The organism is Pseudomonas idahonensis (assembly GCF_037903935.1).
GTDB classification, from domain to species: Bacteria; Pseudomonadota; Gammaproteobacteria; order Pseudomonadales; family Pseudomonadaceae; genus Aquipseudomonas; species Aquipseudomonas danubii.
Window position 1 is genome coordinate 703637 of the sequence record NZ_CP149586.1, and the last position, 22061, is coordinate 725697.

General features: G+C 65.1%; 24 protein-coding genes. All 24 read right to left on the reverse strand.

What is annotated here, in order from left to right:
* Nucleotides 1-64: 64 nt before the first annotated feature.
* Nucleotides 65-370: an urease subunit beta gene (locus WIN67_RS03135; protein WP_102862959.1), complete on the reverse strand. Its 306-nt coding sequence runs from the start codon at nucleotides 368-370 to the stop codon at nucleotides 65-67.
* Nucleotides 367-900, reverse strand: a complete 534-nt coding sequence (locus WIN67_RS03140) for a GNAT family N-acetyltransferase (protein WP_110650910.1) — start codon at nucleotides 898-900, stop codon at nucleotides 367-369. Before WIN67_RS03140 ends, WIN67_RS03135 begins: the two co-directional genes overlap by 4 nt.
* A 7-nt stretch (nucleotides 901-907) precedes the next feature.
* On the reverse strand, nucleotides 908-1441 hold the full coding sequence (locus tag WIN67_RS03145) for a GNAT family N-acetyltransferase (protein ID WP_110650908.1): 534 nt from the start codon (nucleotides 1439-1441) through the stop codon (nucleotides 908-910).
* Between the two features lie 9 nt (nucleotides 1442-1450).
* Nucleotides 1451-1753 carry an urease subunit gamma gene (locus WIN67_RS03150; protein WP_102881974.1) on the reverse strand — a complete coding sequence of 101 codons (303 nt, stop codon included), beginning with the start codon at nucleotides 1751-1753 and terminating at the stop codon, nucleotides 1451-1453.
* Between the two features lie 42 nt (nucleotides 1754-1795).
* Entirely contained in the window at nucleotides 1796-2635 is an 840-nt protein-coding gene (locus WIN67_RS03155) for an urease accessory protein UreD (protein WP_102881973.1), read from the reverse strand.
* A 30-nt stretch (nucleotides 2636-2665) separates the two neighbouring features.
* Nucleotides 2666-3364, reverse strand: coding sequence for an urea ABC transporter ATP-binding subunit UrtE (urtE, locus tag WIN67_RS03160; protein WP_102862963.1), 699 nt, complete (start codon nucleotides 3362-3364; stop codon nucleotides 2666-2668).
* A 139-nt stretch (nucleotides 3365-3503) separates the two neighbouring features.
* Nucleotides 3504-4364, reverse strand: coding sequence for an urea ABC transporter ATP-binding protein UrtD (gene urtD, locus WIN67_RS03165; RefSeq protein ID WP_102881972.1), 861 nt, complete (start codon nucleotides 4362-4364; stop codon nucleotides 3504-3506).
* Nucleotides 4361-5440 (reverse strand): urea ABC transporter permease subunit UrtC, encoded by a 1080-nt coding sequence (urtC, locus tag WIN67_RS03170; protein WP_339070622.1) that lies wholly within the window; start codon nucleotides 5438-5440, stop codon nucleotides 4361-4363. The genes urtD and urtC overlap by 4 nt, the downstream gene beginning before the upstream one ends.
* Entirely contained in the window at nucleotides 5440-6942 is a 1503-nt protein-coding gene (urtB, locus tag WIN67_RS03175) for an urea ABC transporter permease subunit UrtB (RefSeq protein WP_110595463.1), read from the reverse strand. The genes urtC and urtB overlap by 1 nt, the downstream gene beginning before the upstream one ends.
* Nucleotides 6943-7112: 170 nt before the next feature.
* On the reverse strand, nucleotides 7113-8378 hold the full coding sequence (gene urtA / locus WIN67_RS03180) for an urea ABC transporter substrate-binding protein (protein ID WP_102862967.1): 1266 nt from the start codon (nucleotides 8376-8378) through the stop codon (nucleotides 7113-7115).
* 268 nt (nucleotides 8379-8646) lie between these two features.
* Complete coding sequence (locus tag WIN67_RS03185; RefSeq protein ID WP_102881969.1) at nucleotides 8647-8946, reverse strand: hypothetical protein; 300 nt, start codon at nucleotides 8944-8946, stop codon at nucleotides 8647-8649.
* Nucleotides 8947-9094: 148 nt separating this feature from the next.
* Complete coding sequence (locus WIN67_RS03190) at nucleotides 9095-10105, reverse strand: FecCD family ABC transporter permease (protein WP_102881968.1); 1011 nt, start codon at nucleotides 10103-10105, stop codon at nucleotides 9095-9097.
* Entirely contained in the window at nucleotides 10102-11061 is a 960-nt protein-coding gene (locus WIN67_RS03195; protein ID WP_339070623.1) for an ABC transporter substrate-binding protein, read from the reverse strand. Before WIN67_RS03195 ends, WIN67_RS03190 begins: the two co-directional genes overlap by 4 nt.
* Nucleotides 11058-11846, reverse strand: coding sequence for an ABC transporter ATP-binding protein (locus WIN67_RS03200; protein WP_102881966.1), 789 nt, complete (start codon nucleotides 11844-11846; stop codon nucleotides 11058-11060). Before WIN67_RS03200 ends, WIN67_RS03195 begins: the two co-directional genes overlap by 4 nt.
* A gap of 41 nt (nucleotides 11847-11887) precedes the next feature.
* On the reverse strand, nucleotides 11888-14023 hold the full coding sequence (locus WIN67_RS03205) for a TonB-dependent receptor (RefSeq protein WP_339070624.1): 2136 nt from the start codon (nucleotides 14021-14023) through the stop codon (nucleotides 11888-11890).
* 154 nt (nucleotides 14024-14177) lie between these two features.
* On the reverse strand, nucleotides 14178-15560 hold the full coding sequence (locus WIN67_RS03210) for a PepSY domain-containing protein (protein WP_339070625.1): 1383 nt from the start codon (nucleotides 15558-15560) through the stop codon (nucleotides 14178-14180).
* Nucleotides 15561-15659: 99 nt separating this feature from the next.
* Nucleotides 15660-17792, reverse strand: a complete 2133-nt coding sequence (locus WIN67_RS03215; protein ID WP_339070626.1) for a TonB-dependent copper receptor — start codon at nucleotides 17790-17792, stop codon at nucleotides 15660-15662.
* An 88-nt stretch (nucleotides 17793-17880) separates the two neighbouring features.
* The gene (locus WIN67_RS03220; RefSeq protein WP_102881962.1) at nucleotides 17881-18327 is read right to left on the reverse strand and encodes a DUF2946 domain-containing protein; all 447 of its coding nucleotides are present in this window, start codon (nucleotides 18325-18327) and stop codon (nucleotides 17881-17883) included.
* A gap of 18 nt (nucleotides 18328-18345) precedes the next feature.
* Complete coding sequence (locus WIN67_RS03225; protein WP_422394654.1) at nucleotides 18346-18840, reverse strand: copper chaperone PCu(A)C; 495 nt, start codon at nucleotides 18838-18840, stop codon at nucleotides 18346-18348.
* A gap of 49 nt (nucleotides 18841-18889) precedes the next feature.
* The gene (locus WIN67_RS03230) at nucleotides 18890-19288 is read right to left on the reverse strand and encodes a DUF2946 domain-containing protein (RefSeq protein WP_110595469.1); all 399 of its coding nucleotides are present in this window, start codon (nucleotides 19286-19288) and stop codon (nucleotides 18890-18892) included.
* Between the two features lie 99 nt (nucleotides 19289-19387).
* Nucleotides 19388-19678, reverse strand: a complete 291-nt coding sequence (locus WIN67_RS03235) for an addiction module antidote protein (RefSeq protein WP_102881959.1) — start codon at nucleotides 19676-19678, stop codon at nucleotides 19388-19390.
* A gap of 3 nt (nucleotides 19679-19681) precedes the next feature.
* Entirely contained in the window at nucleotides 19682-19984 is a 303-nt protein-coding gene (locus tag WIN67_RS03240) for a type II toxin-antitoxin system RelE/ParE family toxin (protein WP_123391220.1), read from the reverse strand.
* 182 nt (nucleotides 19985-20166) lie between these two features.
* Nucleotides 20167-20895: a cobalt-precorrin-6A reductase gene (locus WIN67_RS03245; protein ID WP_213664658.1), complete on the reverse strand. Its 729-nt coding sequence runs from the start codon at nucleotides 20893-20895 to the stop codon at nucleotides 20167-20169.
* The gene (locus WIN67_RS03250; protein WP_102862980.1) at nucleotides 20892-21989 is read right to left on the reverse strand and encodes a cobalt-precorrin-5B (C(1))-methyltransferase; all 1098 of its coding nucleotides are present in this window, start codon (nucleotides 21987-21989) and stop codon (nucleotides 20892-20894) included. Before WIN67_RS03250 ends, WIN67_RS03245 begins: the two co-directional genes overlap by 4 nt.
* Nucleotides 21990-22061 lie beyond the last annotated feature (72 nt).

Below are 22061 nucleotides of genomic sequence, written 5' to 3' on the forward strand. Positions count from 1 at the left end.
GCGAAGGGGCCCGAAAGACCGCATTCGCCAGCAAGCTGGCTCCTATGTGCGTGGGGGCGAGGGATCAGAGGTCGCCCATGATGCGTCCGGCAAAACCGAACACCCGGCGCTTGCCGGCCAGATCCACCAGTTCCACTTCCCGGGTCTGTCCCGGTTCGAAGCGCACCGCGGTGCCGGCGGCGATGTTCAGGCGCATGCCGCGGCTGGCGGCGCGGTCGAAGGTCAGGGCGTCGTTGGTTTCGAAAAAGTGATAGTGGGAGCCGACCTGGATCGGTCGGTCGCCACTGTTGGCCACGCTGAGGGTCAAGGTGCGGCGCCCGGCATTGAGTTCGATCTCGCCGGGCTGGATCTGGTATTGGCCAGGAATCATAGGGGTTGTCCCAGGGTCTTGAAGTAGATGGCGGTGGGGGTGTAGGTGCCGTCCGGGCTCTGGCAGTAGTTGGGCAGCTCGCCAACCCGGGTGTAGCCCAGTGAGCGGTAGAAGTCCTCGGCCGCCGACCCTGCCTCAGTGTCCAGGTACAGCAGCCCGCGCTTGTGCTGGCGGGCGGCCTGCTCCAGGGCGTTCATCAGTTGCTGGCCCAGGCCGCGGCGCCGGGCGCTGTGCAGCACCTGGAGCTTTTGCACCTCGGCGCGGTTGCGCCCATTGGCCTTCATGCACAGCGCCAGTTGCACGCTGGCCAGGACCTTCTCATCGTGAACCACCACCCACAGCATCAGGCTGCCGTCCTCGACGCCTGCCTGCACGCTGCCGAGGTAATCCCGGGCCTGGCTGTCGTCCAGATCGGCCATGAAGCCGATGGACGCGCCGTGGTGCACCGAATCCAGCAGCAGGTCGATCAATCCTTGACGGTAATGGGCAAAGCTTTCTCCATGGACTCGGCGCAGTTGGGCGGCGTTCATCGAGAGGTCACTCCTTGTGAGGGGCGGGCGGTTGTGCCCCAGGGTTGAGAATCAGCTGCATGAAGGTCAGGTCCAGCCAGCGGCCGAACTTGGTGCCCACCTGCTGCATCTGTCCGGTGCTGATGAAGCCCAGGCGCTGGTGCAGGCGGATCGAGGCGGCGTTGGCGCTTTCGATGGCGGCCACCATCACGTGCTTGTCACAGCCACGGGCGCGTTCCAGCAGCACCGCCATCAGCTGTGGACCCAGGCCGTTGCCGCGCTGGTCGCGGCGGACATAGACCGAATGTTCCACGGTGTGGCGAAAGCCGTCGAAGGGTCGCCAGTCGCCGAAGGAAGCGTAGCCGAGCACCTGCTCCTCGGCGTTGACGATCACCAGGATCGGGTAGCCCTGGGCCTGGCGTGCGCTGAACCAGGCTTGGCGGTTGCCCAGGTCCACCGGCGAGTCGTTCCAGATCGCCGTGGTATTGAGCACGGCGTCGTTGTAGATGTCGCGGATCGCCGGCAGGTCGGCGTGCAATGCGTCGCGGATGCGATAGGTCATGGCGCGGCCTCAGGCGATGGGTTGGTGGACGGTGACCAGCTTGGTGCCGTCGGGGAAGGTGGCCTCGACCTGGATCTCCGGGATCATCTCCGGGATGCCTTCCATCACCTGTTCACGGCTCAGCAGCGTGGTGCCGTAGTGCATCAGTTCAGCCACGGTCTGGCCATCCCGGGCGCCTTCGAGCAGCGCCGCGGAAATAAAGGCCATGGCTTCCGGGTAATTGAGCTTGAGGCCGCGAGCCAGTCGCCGCTCGGCCACCAGGCCGGCGGTGAAGATCAGCAGCTTGTCTTTTTCGCGTGGGGTCAGGTCCATCGTGATCAATCCGTTGTTGGGCAGTTGAAAAAAGAGTCGGCGTCAGGTGTTCCAGATCCTCGGCGGCACGGCCTCGCGGCCCAGCAACGCCGGGCGCAGCAGGCGCCACAGGTCGATCAGCCAGGCCCGGGCCTGCAGGGCTTCACTGGCCAGGCAGCGGGCCACCAGCAGGCCCGGCAGTTGGCTCAGATCGCCACGTACCGGGTGTTCCAGGGCACGGCAGCGCTCCAGCAGTTGGCTGTCGATTTCACCGGTCACCAGCAAGGTGGCGAACACTGGCTGGCCGTCCAGGCCGATGGGGGAATCCAGCAGGCCGTCGCCGCCTTTGATGCGCTGGCGCTCATGCCAGAGCGGTCGGCCGTCGCGCTGGATATCCAGGTGAGCCTGGAAGTGCCCTTGCTCGAAGCGCTCGCCACTGGCCGGGCGTCCCAGGGCCACGACATCCCAGTAGAACAGCCGGGCATCGCCTTGCAGTTCGATCAGGGTGGTCAGTTCGGCCTGGGCGGCGCTGAAGACAATGGTTTCCTGGGGCAGCCATTCCAGGGTCGCCCCCGGCGCCACTTGCAGCCTCAGGGTCTGGCTGGCAGGACCGGTGGCGCGGTACCACTTGGCGGCACCGGGGCTGGTCAGCTGTGCCCAGGCGCCGCGCTCGACCCGGGCACTGATGGCCAGCCGGTCGCCGCCGGCGATGCCGCCGGGTGGGTGGACGATGATGTGCTGGCAGACCTCGGGGCCTTCGGCATACAGGTGCTTCTGCACCCGCAGCGGGCCCAGGTGGCGACGCAGCACCGGGCGCGTGGTGGCGCCGAAACGGGCATAGGCCAGTTCCAGCTCGGCGTGCCAGCTGGGGGTGAACAGGGCGGTGGCGGCAGGTGAGTTCATGCTGGGTCGTTATCGTTAGGAAGCTACAGATTAGATCGTAACCAGGCCGCGTACACCTTCTGCCTGCATATTTTCCCCGCGGCCCTGCTGGACGATTTCGCCCCGGGACATCACCAGGTACTGGTCCGCCAGTTCGGCGGCAAAGTCGTAGAACTGTTCCACCAGCACAATGGCCATATCGCCCCGGGCGGCGAGTTGCTTGATCACCGCGCCGATCTCCTTGATCACCGAGGGCTGGATGCCTTCGGTGGGCTCATCGAGGATCAGCAGCCGGGGGCGGCTGGCCAGGGCGCGACCGATGGCCAGCTGTTGCTGCTGGCCGCCGGAGAGGTCGCCGCCACGGCGCTGCTTCATCTGCAACAGCACCGGGAACAGTTCGTAGATGAAGGCCGGCACTTCCCTGGCCTGGGAGCCGGGGAAGCGGGACAGGCCCATCAGCAGGTTTTCCTCCACGCTCAGGCGGCCGAAGATTTCCCGGCCCTGGGGCACGTAGGCGATCCCGGCGTTGACCCGCTGGTGGGGCTTGTAGCCGGTGATGGTCCGGCCCTCCCAGTTGACCGCGCCTTCCTTGACCGGCAGCAGGCCCATCAGGCATTTGAGCAGGGTGGTCTTGCCCACGCCGTTGCGTCCCAGCAGGCAGGTGACTTCGCCGATCCGGGCTTCGAAACTCAGGCCGCGCAGGATGTGGCTACCGCCGTAGTATTGGTGCAGCTGGTCGACTTGCAGCATGTTCGGATTCCTTCAAAAACCTGTAGCCGCTGCCGCAGGCTGCGACAAGGTCCACAGGACCTTCATGGGCCTTGCAGAGCACGTCCTCTTCAAGGCCGATCGCAGCCTGCGGCAGCGGCTACAAAGGTGGTTGGTTGGGTCAGCGGCCGAGGTACACCTCGATCACCCGCTCGTTTTCCTGCACCTGCTCCAGCGACCCTTCGGCCAGCACGCTGCCCTGGTGCAGCACGGTGACGTGGTCGGCAATCGAGCCGACAAAGCCCATGTCGTGCTCCACCACCATCAGCGAATGCTTGCCCGCCAGGGTCTTGAACAACTCGGCGGTGAACTCGGTCTCGGCGTCGGTCATGCCCGCCACCGGCTCGTCCAGCAACAGCAGTTGCGGGTCTTGCATCAGCAGCATGCCGATCTCCAGGAACTGCTTCTGACCGTGGGACAGCAAGCCGGCCTGGCGCTGGGCCGAAGGGCTCAGGCGAATGGTCTCCAGCACCTGGGCGATGCGGTCTTTCTGTTCGCCGCTCAGGCGCGCCCCGAGGCTGGCCCACACCGACTTGTCGGTCTTCTGCGCCAGCTCCAGGTTCTCGAACACGCTCAGGGCCTCGAACACCGTGGGCTTCTGGAACTTGCGGCCGATCCCGGCCTGGGCGATCTGCACTTCGCTCATCCGGGTCAGGTCCAGGGTTTCGCCGAACCAGGCCTTGCCCTGGGTGGGGCGGGTCTTGCCGGTGATCACGTCCATCAGGGTGGTCTTGCCGGCGCCGTTGGGGCCGATGATGCAGCGCAACTCGCCGACGCCGATGTACAGGTTGAGGTCGTTGAGGGCCTTGAAACCGTCGAAGCTGACGCTGATGTCTTCCAGGGTCAGGAGGGTGCCGTGGCGGGTGTTGAGGCCCTTGCCGGCGGCGTGTCCGAGGCCGATGGCGTCGCGGCTGGCGCCGGCGTCCTTGTTGGCGTCGAGAATGGGTTCGAGCATGAAGTCCGCGGTGGCTGTGACTCTCATTGTTCACCTCGTTTCTTCAGCAGGCCGATCACGCCCTTGGGCAGGTACAGGGTCACCACGATGAACAGCGCGCCTAGGAAGAACAGCCAGTATTCGGGGAAGGCCACGGTGAACCAGCTCTTCATGCCGTTCACCAGCCCGGCGCCCAGCAGCGGTCCGATCAGCGTGCCGCGTCCGCCCAGGGCCACCCACACGGCAGCCTCGATGGAGTTGGTGGGGGACATCTCGCTGGGGTTGATGATGCCCACCTGGGGCACATACAGGGCCCCGGCCAAGCCACAGAGCACCGCGCTCAAGACCCAGACGAACAGCTTGAAGCCACGCGGGTCGTAGCCGCAGAACATCAGGCGGTTCTCGGCATCGCGCAGGGCGGTCAGCACCCGGCCGAACTTGCTCCGGGCCAGGCGCCAGCCCAGGTACAGGCTGGCCACCAGCAGCAGCACCGTGGCCAGGAACAGCACCGCGCGAGTGCCGGGTTCGGTGATGCCAAAACCCAGGATGCTGCGGAAATTGGTGAAGCCGTTGTTGCCGCCAAAACCGGTCTCGTTACGGAAGAACAGCAGCATCCCGGCAAACGTCAGGGCCTGGGTCATGATCGAGAAGTACACGCCCTTGATCCGCGAGCGGAAGGCGAAGAAACCGAACACCAGGGCCAAGAGACCCGGCGCCAGCACCACCAGGCACAGGGCCCAGAGGAAGTGGCTGGTGCCGGTCCAGTACCAGGGCAGTTCGCTCCACGAAAGGAAGGTCATGAACGCTGGCAAGCCGTCGCCTGCTGCCTGGCGCATCAGATACATGCCCATGGCGTAGCCGCCCAGGGCGAAGAACAGGCCGTGGCCCAGGGACAGCAGCCCGGCGTAGCCCCAGACCAGGTCCAGGGCCAGGGCGACAATGGCGTAGCAGAGGATCTTGCCCACCAGGGTCAGGGTGTAGGCCGAGACCTGCAGCGGGTTGTCCGCCGGCAGCAGTGACAACAGCGGCAAGGCCAGCAGCACCAGGAGCAGCAGCGCGCCGACGGCGATCGTGACCTTGGGCCCGGCTTTCTGGCTGGCGGTAATGAGCAGTGGTTGATTCATCAGTCGATCACCCGTCCTTTGAGTGCGAAGAGTCCTTGCGGGCGTTTCTGGATGAACAGAATGATCAGCGCCAGGATGAGGATCTTGCCCAGTACGGCGCCGATCTGCGGTTCGAGGATCTTGTTCGCCACCCCCAGGCCAAAGGCCGCCAGCACGCTGCCGGCCAGTTGCCCGACGCCGCCGAGCACCACCACCAGGAACGAGTCGATGATGTAGCTCTGGCCCAGGTCCGGGCCAACGTTGCCGACCTGGCTCAGGGCCACGCCACCAAGGCCGGCGATGCCCGAGCCGAGACCGAAGGCGAGCATGTCCACGCGGCCGGTGGGCACGCCGCAGCACGCGGCCATGTTGCGGTTCTGGGTCACTGCTCGCACGTTCAGGCCCAGGCGGGTCCTGTTCAGCAGCAGCCAGGTGAGCACGACAACGAACAGCGCGAAGGCGATGATCACGATGCGGTTGTAGGGCAGTACCAGATTGGGCAATACCTGGATGCCGCCGGAGAGCCAGGCCGGGTTCGCCACCTCGACGTTCTGCGCGCCGAACAGCAGGCGCACCAGTTGGATCAGCATCAGGCTGATGCCCCAGGTGGCCAGCAGGGTTTCCAGGGGCCGGCCATACAGATGACGGATCACCGTGCGTTCCAGGGCCATGCCGATCCCGGCAGTGACGAAGAACGCCACCGGCAGTGCCAGCAGCGGGTAGTACTCGATGGCTTGTGGGGCGTAGCGCTGGAACAGCAGCTGCACCACGTAGGTGGCGTAGGCGCCGAGCATCAGCATCTCGCCGTGGGCCATGTTGATCACCCCCAGCAGGCCGAAGGTGATGGCCAGGCCCAGGGCCGCCAGCAGCAGGATCGAACCCAGGGACAAGCCGCTGAAGGCCTGGCCGAGGACTTCACCCACCAGCAGCTTGCGCTTGACCTGGGCCAGGCTGGTTTCGGCGGCGGTGCGCACATTGGCATCGGCCTCGACCCCGGGTTGCAGCAGGCCTTCGAGGCGGGTGCGGGCCAGTGGGTCGCCGGTTTCCCCCAAAAGGCGCACGGCGGCCAGACGCACCGCCGGGTCGCTGTCCACCAGTTGCAGGTTGGCCAGGGCCAGGCTCAGGGCGGCGTGCACGCCGGGGTCTTGCTCGGCGGCGAGCTGGGCATCGAGGAGTTTCAATTGCGCCGGCTTGGCGCTTTTCTGCAATTGGCGGGCGGCGGCCAGCCGGCTCTGGGCGTCGGCGGCGAGTAGTTGGTGGCTGGCCAGGGCGCTGTCGATCAGGCCCCGCAAGCGGTTGTTCAGGCGCAGGGGCTTGGTTTCGCCGGCCATGCTCAGTTGGCCTTGTTGCAGGGCCATGAGCAGTTCCAGGCGCGCCGGGTCGGGCTGCGCGGCCCAGCTTTCCAGGAGCCGGGCCTGTTCGCTGGAGTTGCCGGCGACGAAGTCTTCGGCGTCGCCGGCCTGGGCGGCCATGGGCAGCAGCAACAGGCAGGCGAGGATCAAACGGTAGAGGGCAGTGGGCATATCAGTGGCCTTGCGCGTAGCGTGGTTCTGTAGCCGCTGCCGCAGGCTGCGATAAGGTCCGCAGGACCTTCAACGGCCTCAAGAGCACGTGCTCTTCGAGGCCGATCGCAGCCAGCGGCAGCGGGTACAGGGGGTGTGCCGGGCCTGAAGGCTTGGCGTCCATCCGGCGATCAGTTGCTCTTGACCGCGTAGTCCGGCTTTTTGTCGTTGCCCGGGATGTACGGGCTCCAGGGCTGGGCGCGGATCGGGCCTTCGGTCTGCCACACCACGTTGAACTGACCGTCCGGCTGGATCTCGCCGATCATCACCGGCTTGTGCAGGTGGTGGTTGGTCTTGTCCATGGTCAGGGTGTAGCCCGAGGGCGCGGCGAAGGTCTGCCCGGCCAGGGCTTCGCGGACCTTGTCGACATCGGTGGACTTGGCTTTCTCCACCGCCTGGGCCCACATGTGAATGCCGACGTAAGTGGCTTCCATCGGGTCGTTGGTCACCGCCTTGTCTGCCCCCGGCAGGTTCTTGGCCTTGGCGTAGGCCTTCCAGGCGGCGACGAACTTCTGGTTCACCGGGTTATCCACCGATTCGAAGTAGTTCCACGCCGCGAGGTTGCCCACCAGCGGCTTGGTGTCGATGCCGCGCAGTTCTTCTTCGCCCACCGAGAACGCCACCACCGGCACGTCGGTGGCCTTCAGGCCCTGGTTGGCCAGTTCCTTGTAGAAGGGCACGTTGGAATCGCCGTTGACCGTGGAGATCACCGCGGTCTTGCCGCCGGCGGAGAACTTCTTGATGTTGGCGACGATGGTTTGATAGTCGCTGTGGCCGAAGGGGGTATAGACCTCTTCGATGTCCTTGTCGGCCACGCCCTTGGCGTGCAGGAACGAACGCAGAATCTTGTTGGTGGTGCGCGGGTAGACGTAGTCGGTGCCCAGCAGGAAGAAGCGCTTGGCGCTGCCGCCGTCTTCGCTCATCAGGTACTCCACCGCCGGGATCGCCTGCTGGTTCGGCGCGGCGCCGGTGTAGAAGACGTTGGGCGACATTTCTTCGCCTTCGTACTGCACCGGGTAGAACAGCAGGCCGTTGAGTTCTTCGAACACTGGCAGCACCGATTTGCGCGACACCGAAGTCCAGCAGCCGAACACCACCGCCACCTTGTCCTGGGTCAGCAACTGCCGGCCCTTTTCGGCGAACAGCGGCCAGTTGGACGCCGGGTCCACCACCACCGGTTCCAGCAGCTTGCCGTTGACCCCGCCCTTGGCGTTGATCTCGTCAATGGTCATCAGCGCCATGTCTTTGAGCGAGGTTTCAGAGATCGCCATGGTCCCCGACAGGGAGTGCAGGATACCGACCTTGATGGTCTCGGCGGCCTGGACGGTCCAGGTCATGCCCATCGCGGCAATGCTTGCCGAGAGAGTGAAAGCCTTGAGCAAACTACGACGCTTCATTGTGCGATCTCCATGAACTCTTGATTTTTTCAGGTGGTAGATGCGACTTCTCAGGCGCAGCGAAAACGCAGTAGTTTTCACTCCGCCTGTGCTGAAGGGCTGTTTTGCAAGGGATGTGCCGAGTCGCCGCAGGGCATGAAAACGTCGGTCTTAGCGGCAGTGAGCGGCTAGGTGATGCCCCAAGAGGAGGCTTTGCGCAGAGGATGGTGCGCAGGGATGCGTCATTGTGGTGCTGCCGCAGAGCGGCAGCCTGGGTCAGCCAGGGGCTTCAGTTAACCCCAGGGAAGGAGTCGACGTATTTGATGGTGAAATCGGGAAAGGAGTCGACGATCTGGATCTTGTAATCGGGAAAGCTGTTGACGATCTTCCACTTGCCCGGCGCGTCGGCAAAGGAGTTGACCTGCTTGACCTTCAGATCGGGAAAGGAGTTCACCACCTTGACCTTGTAGTCGGGGAAGCTGTTGACGATCTGGATGTTGCCGTAGATTTTCGAGACATCGACCGAGGTGCCGGCCTGGGCGCCAAGGGAGGTGCCGAGCAGCAAGGCCAAGAATGCGGTTCTGAACATGAGACTCATCCTGAGAGATCCAAGCGCGCGATCTTAAAGCAAGGACGACGATTGTAGGAGCGGGCGTGCCAGCGAAGAGGCCCTCGAACCTGGCACAAGCCTAACGGGCGCCTTGGCCGGCAAGCCGGCTCCTACAGCGGCGGGTGGATCAGCGGCGGCGCATCAGGCCGATGAAGAACAGCCCGCCAATGGCCGCGGTGGCCACGCCGATGGGCAGGTCCTCAGGGGCGATCAGGGTACGCGCGGCGACGTCGACCCAGACCAGGAACAGGCTGCCCAGCAGCACGCACGCTGGCAGCAAGCGGCGATGTTCGGCGCCCACCAGGCGCCGGGCGATGTGCGGCACCATCAGCCCGACAAAGCCGATGGAGCCGCTGATGGACACCAGCACCCCGGTCATCAGCGAGGCGATCAGGAACACCTTCAGACGGACGTTGCGTGCGTTCAGGCCCAGGGTCACGGCGGTCTGTTCCCCGGCCATCAAGGCATTCAGCGGCCGTGCCATGCCCAGCAGCAACCCCAGCCCCAGCAGCACGCTGGCGGCAGGAATCGCCAGCAGTTCCCAACGCGCCAGGCCCAGGCCGCCGAGCATCCAGAACATCACCGCCGAGCTGGCCCGGTGATCACCCATGAACAGCAGCAGGTTGGCCACCGCCATCATCACGAAGGACACCGCCACCCCGCACAGCAGCAGGCGGTCGCTGTCCAGGCGCCCGTTGCGCGCGGCGATGCCCAGCACCAGGAGCATGCTCGCCAGGGCGCCGATAAAGGCCGCCAGGGGCAGGGTCAAGAGGCCGATGACCTGCCCCAGGTGCAGCACCACGATCACCGCGCCGAGGGTGGCGCCGGAGGTCACCCCCAGCAGGTGCGGGTCGGCCAGGGGATTGCGGGTCACGGCCTGCAGCACCGCGCCGATCAGCGCCAGCCCGGCGCCGACCAAAGCACCGAGGAGCATGCGCGGGACGCGGATCAGCCAGACGATATGCTCCTGGCCCGGGCTCCAGTCCACCGTACCCAGGCCCAGGGCCTTGTGCAGGAGAATCCGCCAGACCACCTCCGCCGGCACCCGCGCCGGGCCAAACCCCAGGGACAGCACGCAGGACACCAGCAGCAGGGCGCCGAGGGTCAGTAACAGACAGGCATAACGACCCTTGATCATTCGCCGTGGAAACCCTTGGCCAGGGTTTCCACCGCCAGCACGTTGTCGATGCCCGGGGTGGCTTGCACATAAGGAATGACGATGAAGCGCTGGTTCTTGATCGCGTCGACTCCTTGCAGGGCCTGGTTGTTCAGCAGGAACTGCTGCTTCTGCTCGGCCGTGACTTCGCTGTAATCGACGATGACGATCACTTGCGGGTTGCGCTCGACCACCGTCTCCCAGTTGATCCGGGTCCAACTGGCCTCGACGTCATCGAGAATGTTGCGCCCGCCAGCGGCATCGATCAGGGCCTGGGGCATGCCCAGGCGGCCCGAGGTCATGGCCCGGTCTTCGCCGCTGTCGTAGAGGAACACCCGGGGCGGGTCCTTGGGCAGGTCCTTCTGTACCTCGGCGACCTGCTCCTGCATCTGCGCGATCAGCGCGTTGGCCCGGTCCTGCACGTCGAAGATCCGCCCCAGGTTGCGCAGGTCGTTGTAGGTGTCATCGAGGCTGGCCGCCGGGCGCTTCATCACGAAGGCACAGGACTCGGTCAGCTCATAGACGTTGATCCCCAGCGGCGCCAGGGTCTGCGGCGTGAGGTCGCCGCCGACGCGCATGCCGTAGTCCCAGCCAGCGAACAGGAAGTCGACGTTGGCGTTGAGCAGGGTTTCCACCGACGGGTACTTGGCCGCCAGCTCCGGCAGACCGTCGAGCAAGGTGCTCATTTGCGGGGTCACGGCCTTCCAGCCACTGACGCCGCTGTAGCCCACCATCCGCGACTTGAGCCCCAGGGCGAGCATCATCTGGGTCATGTTGATGTCATGGCTGAGGGCGTGTTGCGGCGCTTGCTTGAAGGTCACTTCACGGTTGCAGCTGTTGATGGTCAGCGGGTAGTGGGTCGCTTCGGCGAAGGCTTGGGCGGTGCCCAGGAACAGGGTCAGGGCGAGGCCGGAGCGGAGCAGGGAGCGCAAGGTCATGGTTGAGTGATCCAGGTGATTCGTGGGTAGCCGGACAGGGGGTGGGCGTCGATCAGCGCCTCGACGCCGAAGACGTTGCGCAGCAGATCGACCGTGAGCACTTCGGTGGGAGTGCCGCTGGCGACGATGCGTCCGTGATCGAGGACATACAGCCGGTCGCAGAAGGCCGCGGCCAGGTTCAGGTCATGGATGCTCGCCAGGGTGCCGATGCCCAGGCGCTTGACCCGTTGCAACAGCTCCAGCTGGTAGCGCGGGTCGAGGTGGTTGGTCGGTTCATCGAGGATCAGCAGTTGCGGGCGTTGGGCCAGGGCCCGGGCCAGGATCACCCGTTGTTTCTCGCCCCCGGACAAGGTGGCGAAAGCATGGTCCTCGAAGCCCAGCAGGCCCACCGACTCCAGGGCCTCGCGGGCGATGCGCCGGTCTTGTTCGGTGTCGCCGTCGAACAGGCCTTTGTGCGGCGTGCGGCCCATGGCGACCACTTCCTCCACCGTCAGGCCGAAGGCGTCGGGGAACTCCTGGAGCACCACGGCGATGCGTTGCGCGCACCAGCGTGGCGATTGCTTCCACACATTCTGATGCTCAAGCTGCACCTCGCCCTGCTGCGGCTTGCTGAAGCGATAGGCGCAGCGCAGCAGGCTGGTCTTGCCGCTGCCGTTGGGCCCGATCAGGCCGACGAACTCGCCGGCCGCCACGTGCAGGCTGGCCTCACGCAGTTGGAACTGGTGATGGCAGTGGCCCTGGCCCAGGGGTGTCCAGGCCAGGTTGGTGAGGTTCAGCGAGGTCATGCGGTGTCCGTGTGATCCCCGTGCCGTAGCGCCAGGTGGGGTTAAAAGGTGTAGTCAGCGGTGACGAAGAACGAGCGTGGCTCGCCGAGTATCCATTGCTGGCCGTCATTGTATTGGCTTTGTGCGTACTGGCGGTCAAACAGGTTGTTCAATTGCAGGCCCAGGGTGGTATTGGGCAGGGCTTTCCACGACAGGTTGGCATCGACCACGGTGTAGCTGGGCAACTCATTGCGGTTGGCCATATCGGCGTAGCGCGCATCCACGTAGCGCACTCCGGCGCCGGCCCGCAGGTCATCGTTGAGGGCTTTGCTCAGCCACAGGTTGGCGGTGCGCCGGGGCACGTCCACCGGGCGCTTGCCGTCGCGTGAGACTTGCACGCCGTTGACGTCCTGCTTGAAGTCGTCGTACTGGGCGCGAACGAGGGCGGCGTTGGCTTGCAGTTGCCAGGCGTGGGGCAGTTGCAGGTCCAGGCTGGCCTCCAGGCCGTTGGAGGATTGCTGGCCCACCTGCTGTTTCTGGCCCGGGTCGCCGGGAACATCGGTCAGCAGCTTCTTCTTGACGATGTGGTAGGCGGCCAGGGTCCATTCGCCACGCTGGTCCCAGAACGCCTGCTTGAGGCCGATCTCGCTCTGCCTGGCGCTGGACAGGTCGAATTGCTGCTGGCTCTGGCTCAGGGAAATCAGGCCGCCGACGCCGTCGGTGCTGGTGGAGTACTGACCGTACACGGACGTATCCGGAGTGACGGCAAACACCAGCCCGGCCTTCCAGTTGTTGCCGGTCAGGGTCTTGTCGCTGCGGCTGTCGTCCTTCAAGTCATCCCGATCAATGTGCGCATAGTCGCGGCGCACACCGGTCACCAGGGACCAGCGCTCGCTGAGCTGCAGGCGATTTTCGGCGAACACCGACATCTGTTTGGTGGTGGTCTTGAATTGATCGCGGTAGGGGCTGTTGCTGGTGAAGTCGCCCGGGGCCGGGTGATACAGGTCCAGCGGTTGACCGTTGGTAAAGCTGTCGGTGAAGGGCGAATTGCTTTTCAGGTGAAAGCGAATGCGGTTGTAGTCGACGCCGGTCAGGGTCTGGCTGTCGAGGCCCAGCAGCGAGTGCTTGAAGGTGAAGGTCTGGCGGTCGCCGACCTGTTCCTGCTGGTGGCCGATAGCGTAGTAACCGCTGCGGCTCAGTTGGCCGGTGGTCGGGTTGAAGTTGTAGTTCTCGGCGTTCTGCCAACGACGCTGGGCCTTGAGGTAATACAGCTCGTTGCTGGCACTGACCTGGTCGGAAATCTGCCATTCGCTGGTCAGGCGGGTCCACTGGTCGTTGTAGTGCTGCTGGTCATTGCGCACGTTGTAGTGCTTGTCCCGCAGGCTCTTGTGGAAGCGCCCGTTGATCAGCGGCGTGCCGAAGTTGTTCATCGGGTTCTGGTCGCCGTAGTCGTGGGCCAGGGTAAAGGTCAGGTCGTCGCGAGCCTGCCAGCGCAGGGCGGCACTGACGAAATCGCCGGAGGAGTCGCCACGGTCGATCCAGCCGTTGCTGCGCTCGCGGTTGAGGTTGAGCCGGTAGCTCAAGGTGTCGCTCAGGGAGCCACCGCTGTCCAGGGCCTGCTGCTGGCGATCGAAGGAGCCGTAGCCCAGGCGCAGGTGGTTTTCGATTGCGCCGCTGAAGGACTTTTTCGGGAGGGTGTTGATCACCGCGCCGGTGGCGCCTTCGCCATACAGCACCGAGGCCGGGCCGCGCAGCACGTCGACCCGCTCCACCGCCCAGCTGTCCACTGGGAAGGTCACGGTGCCCATGCCGGTGTAGATGCGGTTGCCGTCATACAGCTGCATCACCGAACTCTGCCCGGTGAAACCCCGTGCCGACAACGAAGTGCCACCGTCGCCTGGGGTGCCGGTGCGGCTGATGCCGGCGCTGCGGGAGACCGCGTCCTGAATGCTGCGGTCACCCCGGGCGCGAATCCGTTCGCCGCTCAGGCTGTCAGTGCTGGCCGGGGTTTCCAGGGCGCTGAGGCCCAAGCGCGAGCCGGCGCTGGTCGGGGTCTTCAGGCTGACGCTGTCGTCGGCCGCGCTGGCCGGAGCCGAAATGGTGCCGGTGGGCAGGGTCAGGGAGGCGGCGGAATCATCCGCCTGAGCCAGGGAAGGCAAGGCCATCAGGCAAAGGCTGGGCAGCAAGTACTTGTTCATCGGGACGGTGAATCACTTCTTCGAGGGGGTTGCCCGCAGTGGGGGACTGCGGGCAGGGATCTTACACTTTAGTGTTATAAGGTAACATTATAACTGTGCATGGCTAAGGCGCCGAGATTCTACAGAGCCCTCTGGAACGCGCATCTCGGCTGATTCATGTTGAAGATGAAGCAGATTCAGGCCCGCGGTTGAAGCGTGAAAGCAGCAGGCGATCGAGCAGCCACACCCCAATCAGCGAGGCTCCAACCAAAGGAAATGCCAAGGCCAGCAGCGCCATGATCAGCATCGCGGTTTTCCATTTCGGCAGGTCGTGGCGCAGCGGGGGCACGCCGAGTCGGCCCTGGGGACGACGCTGCCACCACATGACCATGCCGCTCACGGCGCTGAGCAGGATCATCAGGCACACCACCAGCACCAGGATCTGGTTGACGCGGCCGAACATCTTGCCTTCGTGCAGCATCACCCCAAGCTCCGTGGCCCGGGCCACGGAGCTGTACTGCTGCCAGCGCACGTCGGCCAGGACCTTGCCGCTGTATTGGTCGACATGCAGGGTGGCATCGTTGCGCGGATCGTCGGCGAACACGGCGATGGTGAACACGCCGGTGGCGGTCTTCGGCAAGGTGATGCTGTAGCCCGGTTCGACCTGGCGCTGGCGGGCGATGTCCTGCACCGCTTGCAGGCTGATGGACGGGGCTGCCGGCGCCGTGTCCGCGGCGTTGTGGGCCATGTGCTCGGCGTGGTCGCCGGACATCGGCATCGGGGTGTTTTCCACCGCCCATGGCACGGTCTGGCGCGTGGCGCTGTTGAGCTCCCGGGCCTGCTGGTCGGAGGTCGGCACGTCGTTCCACATGGCCGCCGGGAAGCGGTTCCACAGGTCGGCGTACTGCTTGCCCCAGAAGCCGGTCCAGGTCATGCCGCTGAGCAGCATCAGCAGCAGGAATGCCGCGCCCCAGAAGCCCAGCACACTGTGCAGGTCGCGCCAGAACGGCCTGCCGCGGACGCTGAAACGCGGCCACAGCACGCCCGCCGACGACTTGCCCCGTGGCCACCACAGGTACAGGCCGGACACCACCAGGACGATGCCCCAGCCAGCGGCCAGTTCCACCAGTCGGTCACCGACGGTGCCGATCATCAGCTCACCGTGAATGGCCCGGGCCACGGCCTGCAGGTTGGCCTTGGCATCCTGCTCGCCGAGCACATCGCCGTGGTAGGGGTCGATGAAGACATTCAGCTCCTGACCCTTGTCCTGCACCACGAACTGCGCGCTGCGCTCGGCATCAATCGGTGGCAGGTACTGCTTGATATGGCCCTGGGGGTAGGCCGATTGCACCCTTTGCAGCAAGTCGTCGGCACTCAGCAGGTGATGAGCGGCGGGCACCTTGAGCAGGCTGGGGTACATCAACGGGTCCAGTTGTGGCTTGAACAGGTAGATGATGCCGGTCAGGGCCAGCATCACCATGAAAGGGGCCACGAACAGCCCGGCGTAGAAATGCCAGCGCCAGGCCAGGTTGTAGAAAGACACTTTGGGTCGGTTCATCGGGGCACGCTCCGCAGGGCAGTGAATCTTTTCTTATAGGGGCTGTTCGCTGGCACCCCAGCTCCTGCGGTGAGGAGCCGGCGTGCCGGCGAAGGCGGATCAGAAGCTCAGGTCGACCTTGGTCCAGAGGGTGCGCCCCGGCTCCTTGATTGCCTGGGGATCACTGGCCGGGTAGCCGAAGCCGGCGTTGCCCGCCAGGTTCAGGTGTTCGGCGTAGGCCTTGCCGAACAGGTTGTCGACCCCGGTGCTGAGCTTGAGGTTCTTGGTGACCCGGTAGGCGCCGTTGAGGGAGAACACGCCGAAGCCACCGCTCTTGCCGAAGTCCTTGCCGACCACGTTGCCCTTGTTCAGGTCGACGCGGTTTTGCGCCGCCACCACCCGCCACAAGGCCCCGGCACTCCAGTCGTCCTCGCTGTAGGTCAGGCCGAAGCGCGCATCCAGCGGCGGCATCTGCGGCAGGGCCTTGCCGTCGCTACTGTTCTTGCCCCAGGCGTAGGCCAGGGTCGCATCGGCTTTCCAGTTGGAGGTCAGCTTGTAGGCCGCACCCAGTTCGCCGCCCATGATCCGTGCGTCGATGCTCTCGGCCCGAGAGGTGCTCATGCCCATCATTTTCGTGTTGTAGTCGAAGAGGATGTAGTCGCGCACCTGGCCGATATAGCCCGAAGCCCAGGCCTCCAGGTCCTCGCTCTGGTATTGCAGGCCGAAGTCCAATTGGGTGGTCTTTTCCGGCTTGATCGAATCGAAGGCGTTCACCGAGCCCGCCGGACCCATTTTCGGCGAGAACAGCTCCCAGTAGTCGGGGAAGCGCTGAGTGTGGCCAAGGCCGACGTACAGCGTGGTCGGGCTGTCGGCCAGGTCATGCTCGTAACGCACGAAGCCGCTGGGCAGGGTATCGGCCCGGGTATCGCCGGCAGTGGGGTTGGGCCGGCTCATCATTCCCGAGCCGGTGCTCTGCCGGTAGTCCTTGGCCGAAGCACGGTCGAGGCGGGCCCCGGTGATCAGGCGGTCGCGCTCGGCGGCGTACCAGGTCAGTTCGCCGAAGGCGCCATAGTTGTGGAAGTCGGCGTCCTTGGTACGGGGCAGTTGCTTGTAGGTATCCACGCCGTTGCTGGCCCGAGTGCGGTGTTCGTTGGTCTGGGCATCCAGGCCGCCGATCAACTGCAGGTCGGCCCAGCGCCAGGTGGCCTTGATCCGCGCACCGAGGGTGCGACGGTCGACATTGGAGGCCATGGGGCCGGCCATCATGCCGGTGCCGGACGGGGTACGCAGGCTGTAGTTGTCCATCACGTGGTCGGCGTAGTTGTAGTAGACCTGGGCCTCGACCTTGTCCAGCACCTCGCCGATGTTGGATTTTTCGAAACGCAGGCCCAGGCTTTCGCGCTTGAACTGCGAGCCGTCCATGCCGCGGCCGGCGTAGCGGGCTTCGCCGTCGCCCTTGCCGGCGGTGAGCTCCAGCAGGGTGTCGGCGTCCGGGGTCCAGCCCAGGGCCACGTCACCGTTCCACTTGTCGTAGCGCGAGGCCACGGTGTCGTTGTTGCCGTCCTTGTAGTCGTCGGCGTGGGCGGTGTTGCCGATCACCCGCACATACCCCAGGGGGCCGCCGGCAGCAGCATCCAGGGTCTTGTCGAAGCGGCCGTTGGAGCCCGCCAGCAGGCTGGCGTTGACCCGCGTGCCGAGCTCGCCGAAGTGTTCCGGCTCACGCTCGAACAGCACGGTGCCGGCCGAGGCGCCGGGGCCCCAGAGCACAGTTTGCGGGCCCTTGATCACGGTCAGGCGATCATAGGTTTCCGGAGAGATGTAGGAGGTCGGTGCATCCATGCGGCCGGGGCAGGCGCCGAGCATCATGCCGCCGTTGGTGAGGATGTTCAGGCGCGAGCCGAACATGCCCCGCAGTACCGGGTCGCCGTTGGTGCCGCCATTGCGTACCAGGGCGAAGCCGGGAATGGTCTTCAGGTAGTCGCCGCCGTCACTGGCCGGGACCGGTTGGCGCGGGTCCTTGGGATTGGTGACCACGGTCAGCGGCGAGCTGGGGGCGATGGCGGTGATCACCGTCGGGCTCAATTGCATGCCGTGTCGGGAGTGATCCGTCGGGGCCTCGTCGGCAAGGGCCAGGGGGGTCAGCAGCACGCCGCAAAGCACCGCCAGGGCATGGTTGAAACGCAGGCGCGACGGGTTCAGGGCAAAGGGCTTGGATGGCTGGGCAGCGCCCAGGCGAGTGTCAGCAGAAAACATAGATGTTCCATCGATCGGTCTTGAATGACACGGCCGTAACTACGCGGCTGTCGCAATGACAGTCGGCCGTGTGAGATGAGCAGGGGACTCAGACGAGGATCGGCGGGGCGCGGGTCAGGGCGCCGGGGAACACGGTCTGCCGGGCGTGGCCCAGGCGCGTGGCGGGGATCAGGAAATACTGTGTGGGCGGCGCGGACAGGGCGGCGAACGACAGCCCCGAAGGCAGTGCCGGGCAATTGAACAGCAGGCTGCAATAGCCGCATTTTTCCCAGAGTACGTGTTGTTCGCCCTGGGACTTGCCCTGTTGGGCGTGATGCGGGCTTTCACCGTGACAGCCGGGCGCGCCGTCGCCCATGTCCATGGAGACGGACATGTTCATCGGCATCGCGTGATCCATCGGCATCGACTGAGAAATCAGCGGGCCGATAAAGATCATCAGCATGGCGAACAGGCTGATCCAGCTGCCGCGGCGCACTCCCGGGGAGTTGCGACGCGGCGCGGACCGCCTGCGGCCAGGCGCGTGCGGGGTGTTCACGGTAACGAGCCGGTCAGCTTAGTGAGCGTGCTTGGACTCGTGCATGGCGGCCGGTGGCTGCTTCTGTACGGCCACTTCGACGGTGACGTCGCCGGCTTTTTCAAAGTGCAGGGTCAGCGGGAAGCGCTTGCCGTCGCTGAGCAGGCTGCGGTCTTTGAGCTCCATCAGCATCACGTGGTAGCCCATGGGGGCGAAGGTCACCTCACCGCCGGCGGGCACCGCAACCTTGGCCACTTGCTGCATCTTCATCATGTCGCCTTGCATGACGTGTTCATGCAGTTCGGCCCGGCCAGAGATCGGCGAGTCGACACTGAGCAGGGTGTCGGCGTTCTTGCCTGGGTTGTGCACCACGAAGTAAGCCGCGACGGTCGGCGCGTTCGGCGGCAGCTCCTGCGACCAGGGATGGGCGATCTGCAACTCACCGGCCTTGTAGTCGTGAGCGGCGGCGAAACAGGCGGGCAGCAGCAGTGCGGCAATAAGCAGGGATTGCTTGATCAGGGACGGTTTGGACATGACGGTTCTCCAGAACGATTCAAAAACGCAGATCACTTGCGAAAGGGAATCATGCCAGAGGCGGGGCACCGGGGTTCAGGCTGGGCCATTGCTGGCGCAGGGTGAGCATTGCGATCTTCGGTTGCGGCGCGCCCGGCTGGACGGCGAAACGAATGAAATTCAGCTGGGGTACATGACCGGGCAGGGCCACCAGCGGCGCCGAGCCTGAGCAGCACCAGCAGTGCTGCATGTTCGAGTGCTCGTCGTTCTGCGGGGCTTTCTGCTCAAGCTTGCCCAGGGAAATGGCCACCATTTTGGTGCCGCTGGAAGAGCAGAAGCTGCCCCACAGCAGTTGTTCGTCCAGCCCCGAATCGTTGCGTTGCATGGTCCCGGAAAGCGGCATGGCAAGCATGTTGAACAGCACTGCGAAGCAGGCGATCCAGGCAAATGCGAGCCGTTGTCGGGACATGGGGACGATCCGTCGGTTGAGCGATCAGGCGGGTATTTAGCCTGATCGCTGTGGATAAGTAAAAAAGCAGCGTATGCGGTGTGGTGTCGCAGTGCCAGTTCAGGCCGGGCTGACGTGGAGCTTGAGTCCCAGTGCCTTCATGACCTTGATGATAGTCGCGAACTCGGGATTGCCCTGGCTGCCCAGGGCCTTGTACAGGCTCTCGCGACCCAGGCCGGTGTCGCGGGCCACCTGGGTCATGCCCCGGGCGCGGGCGATGTCGTTGAGGGCGGCGCGGATCAGCTTGCCGTCGCCGGCATCTTCCTCGAAGCAGGCGTCGAGGTAGGCCACCATGTCTTCCGGGGTCTTGAGGTACTCTGCCGCGTCGAAGCGGGTCACTGGGGTACGCATGTTTCAGCCCTCGCTCTTGAGGTCATGGGCCAGTTGCCTGGCGCGTTGGATATCGCGTCTCTGGGTGCCCTTGTCACCGCCGATCAGCAACAGGTAGATCACGGTGTCCCGGCGCGAGAAGTACACCCGGTAGCCGGGGCCGCGATGGATGCGCATTTCATAGACACCTTCGCCCACCGGTTCGCAGTCGCCGAATCGGCCCAGTTGCGCCGCCCTGATCCGGGCCAGCACGCGGGTTTTTCCCTGGGGATCTTTTAGGCGTAGCAGCCAGTGGGTGAACGCCTGAGTCTGCTCAAAGACGAACATGGCGACTGTATTCCTTGGGATACGGGCTGGCAAGTCATTTGCCAGACTGAAGTCGATTGGCGCGACGACTGGCCATTGATGAGCCGGTCGCCACTGAATCGTTCCAAGGAGGCTAAAGCACTGTCTTATCGCTCGCTGCCAGGGGAATCCCAAGAGTCTGTGGGGCTTGGCGACTTTGTCTGTCAGGCGTGAGACAGCTGCCCCAGGGCACTCAACACCTCGGCCACGCTGGCAAAGTGGCGGTCGACCTCGGGCAGCTCGGGACGCTTGAGCACCAGCACCGGTATGCCCCGCTCGCGGGCCACTTCCAGCTTGGGTTCGGTGGCGCTGCTGCCACTGTTCTTGCTGATCAGCACATCGATCTGCCGACGCTCGAACAGCGCTTGTTCGTCCTCGATCAGGAACGGCCCGCGGGCCCCGATCACTTCACAGCGCGGATTGCCCGGGTAGGTATCCAGGGCGCGCAGGGTCCAGAACTGGCCGGCAGGAATCTCATCCAGATGCTGCAAGGGTTCTCGACCCAGGGTGAACAAGGGCCGCTTGAAGGGTTTCAAGGCCTGCACCAAGTGCGGCCAGTCCGTGATCTCGCGCCAGTCATCCCCGGGCTGCGGCTGCCAGGCCGGCCGCCGCAAGGCCCAGCAGGCAACCCCGGCCAGTTGCGCGGCGGCCTGTGCATTGGCGCTGATCTGCGCCGCGTAAGGGTGGGTGGCATCGAGCAGCAGGCCGATGCGCTCTTGGCGGATAAAGCGGGCCAGGCCCTCGGCACCGCCATAGCCGCCGACCCGTACCTGGCAGTTCAGGTCGGTGGGCACCCGTCCGACTCCGGCCAGGCTGTAGATATGTGTTGGGCCCAGGGTGCGGGCGATGGCCAGGGCTTCGGTGACCCCGCCCAGCAGCAGAATACGGGTCATGACAAGACTCCGGCGTGGCCAACGATGCCGCCCTGGCGATCGATGGCGAAGACTTCCACCTGAACCTGGGCCGGCACCACGCTGCGGGCGAAGTCCAGGGCGTGCTGGCACACCGCGTCGCCCAGGGCGATCCCGGCGGCGCTGGCCATGGCCAGGGCCTGCTGGCTGGTATTGGCCTCGCGGATGGCCTGTTGCAGCGCCGGGTCGGCACCCACCGCGGCGGCCCAGCGCGCCAGTTGTGGCAGGTCGATGCTGGAGTGGCGGCTGTGCAGGTCCATGTGCCCGGCGGCCAGTTTGCTGATCTTGCCGAAGCCGCCGCACAGGCTGAGTTTATCCACAGGCACTTTGCGCAGGTGCTTGAGCACTGCGCCGACGAAGTCGCCCATTTCGATCAGGGCGATTTCCGGCAGTTCGTAGACCCGGCGCATGGTGTCTTCGCTGGCGTTGCCGGTGCAGGCGGCGATGTGCAGGTAGCCATTGGTCTTGGCCACATCGATGCCCTGGTGGATCGAGGCGATATAGGCCGCACAGGAGAAGGGCCGGACAATGCCGCTGGTGCCCAGGATCGACAGCCCGCCGAGAATCCCCAGGCGCGGGTTCATGGTTTTCAGGGCCAGTTCCGCTCCGCCCTCGACGTTCACCGTGACTTCGAACCCGCCGGGGTAGGCCTGTTCCTCGGCGAGCCGTTGCAGGTGTTCGCTGATCATCCGGCGCGGCACGGGATTGATCGCCGGCTCACCCACTGCCAGCACCAGACCGGGGCGGGTCACGGTGCCCACACCTTGGCCGGCGATAAAGCGGATTCCCGGCTCGGGAGTCAGGCGCACCTGGGAGTAGAGCAGGGCGCCGTGGGTCACGTCCGGGTCGTCGCCGGCATCCTTGAGGGTTCCGGCCTCGGCGCCGTCGTGGGTGCGGCGACAGAACTCCAGGCGCATCTGTACCTGTTTACCCTTGGGCAGGACGATATCCACCGCGTCCGCATTGACACCCCCCAAGAGCAGGCGAGCGGCGGCCAGGCTGGTGGCCGTGGCGCAGCTGCCGGTGGTCAGGCCGCTGCGCAGGGGCGCGGGTTGTTCCGCTGTTTCCTCACGCATGCCCTTGCTCCCGTAGGAGCGAGCTTGCTCGCGAAGGGCGCGCTGCGGTCTCTTTGCTGGATGCTTTTGCGG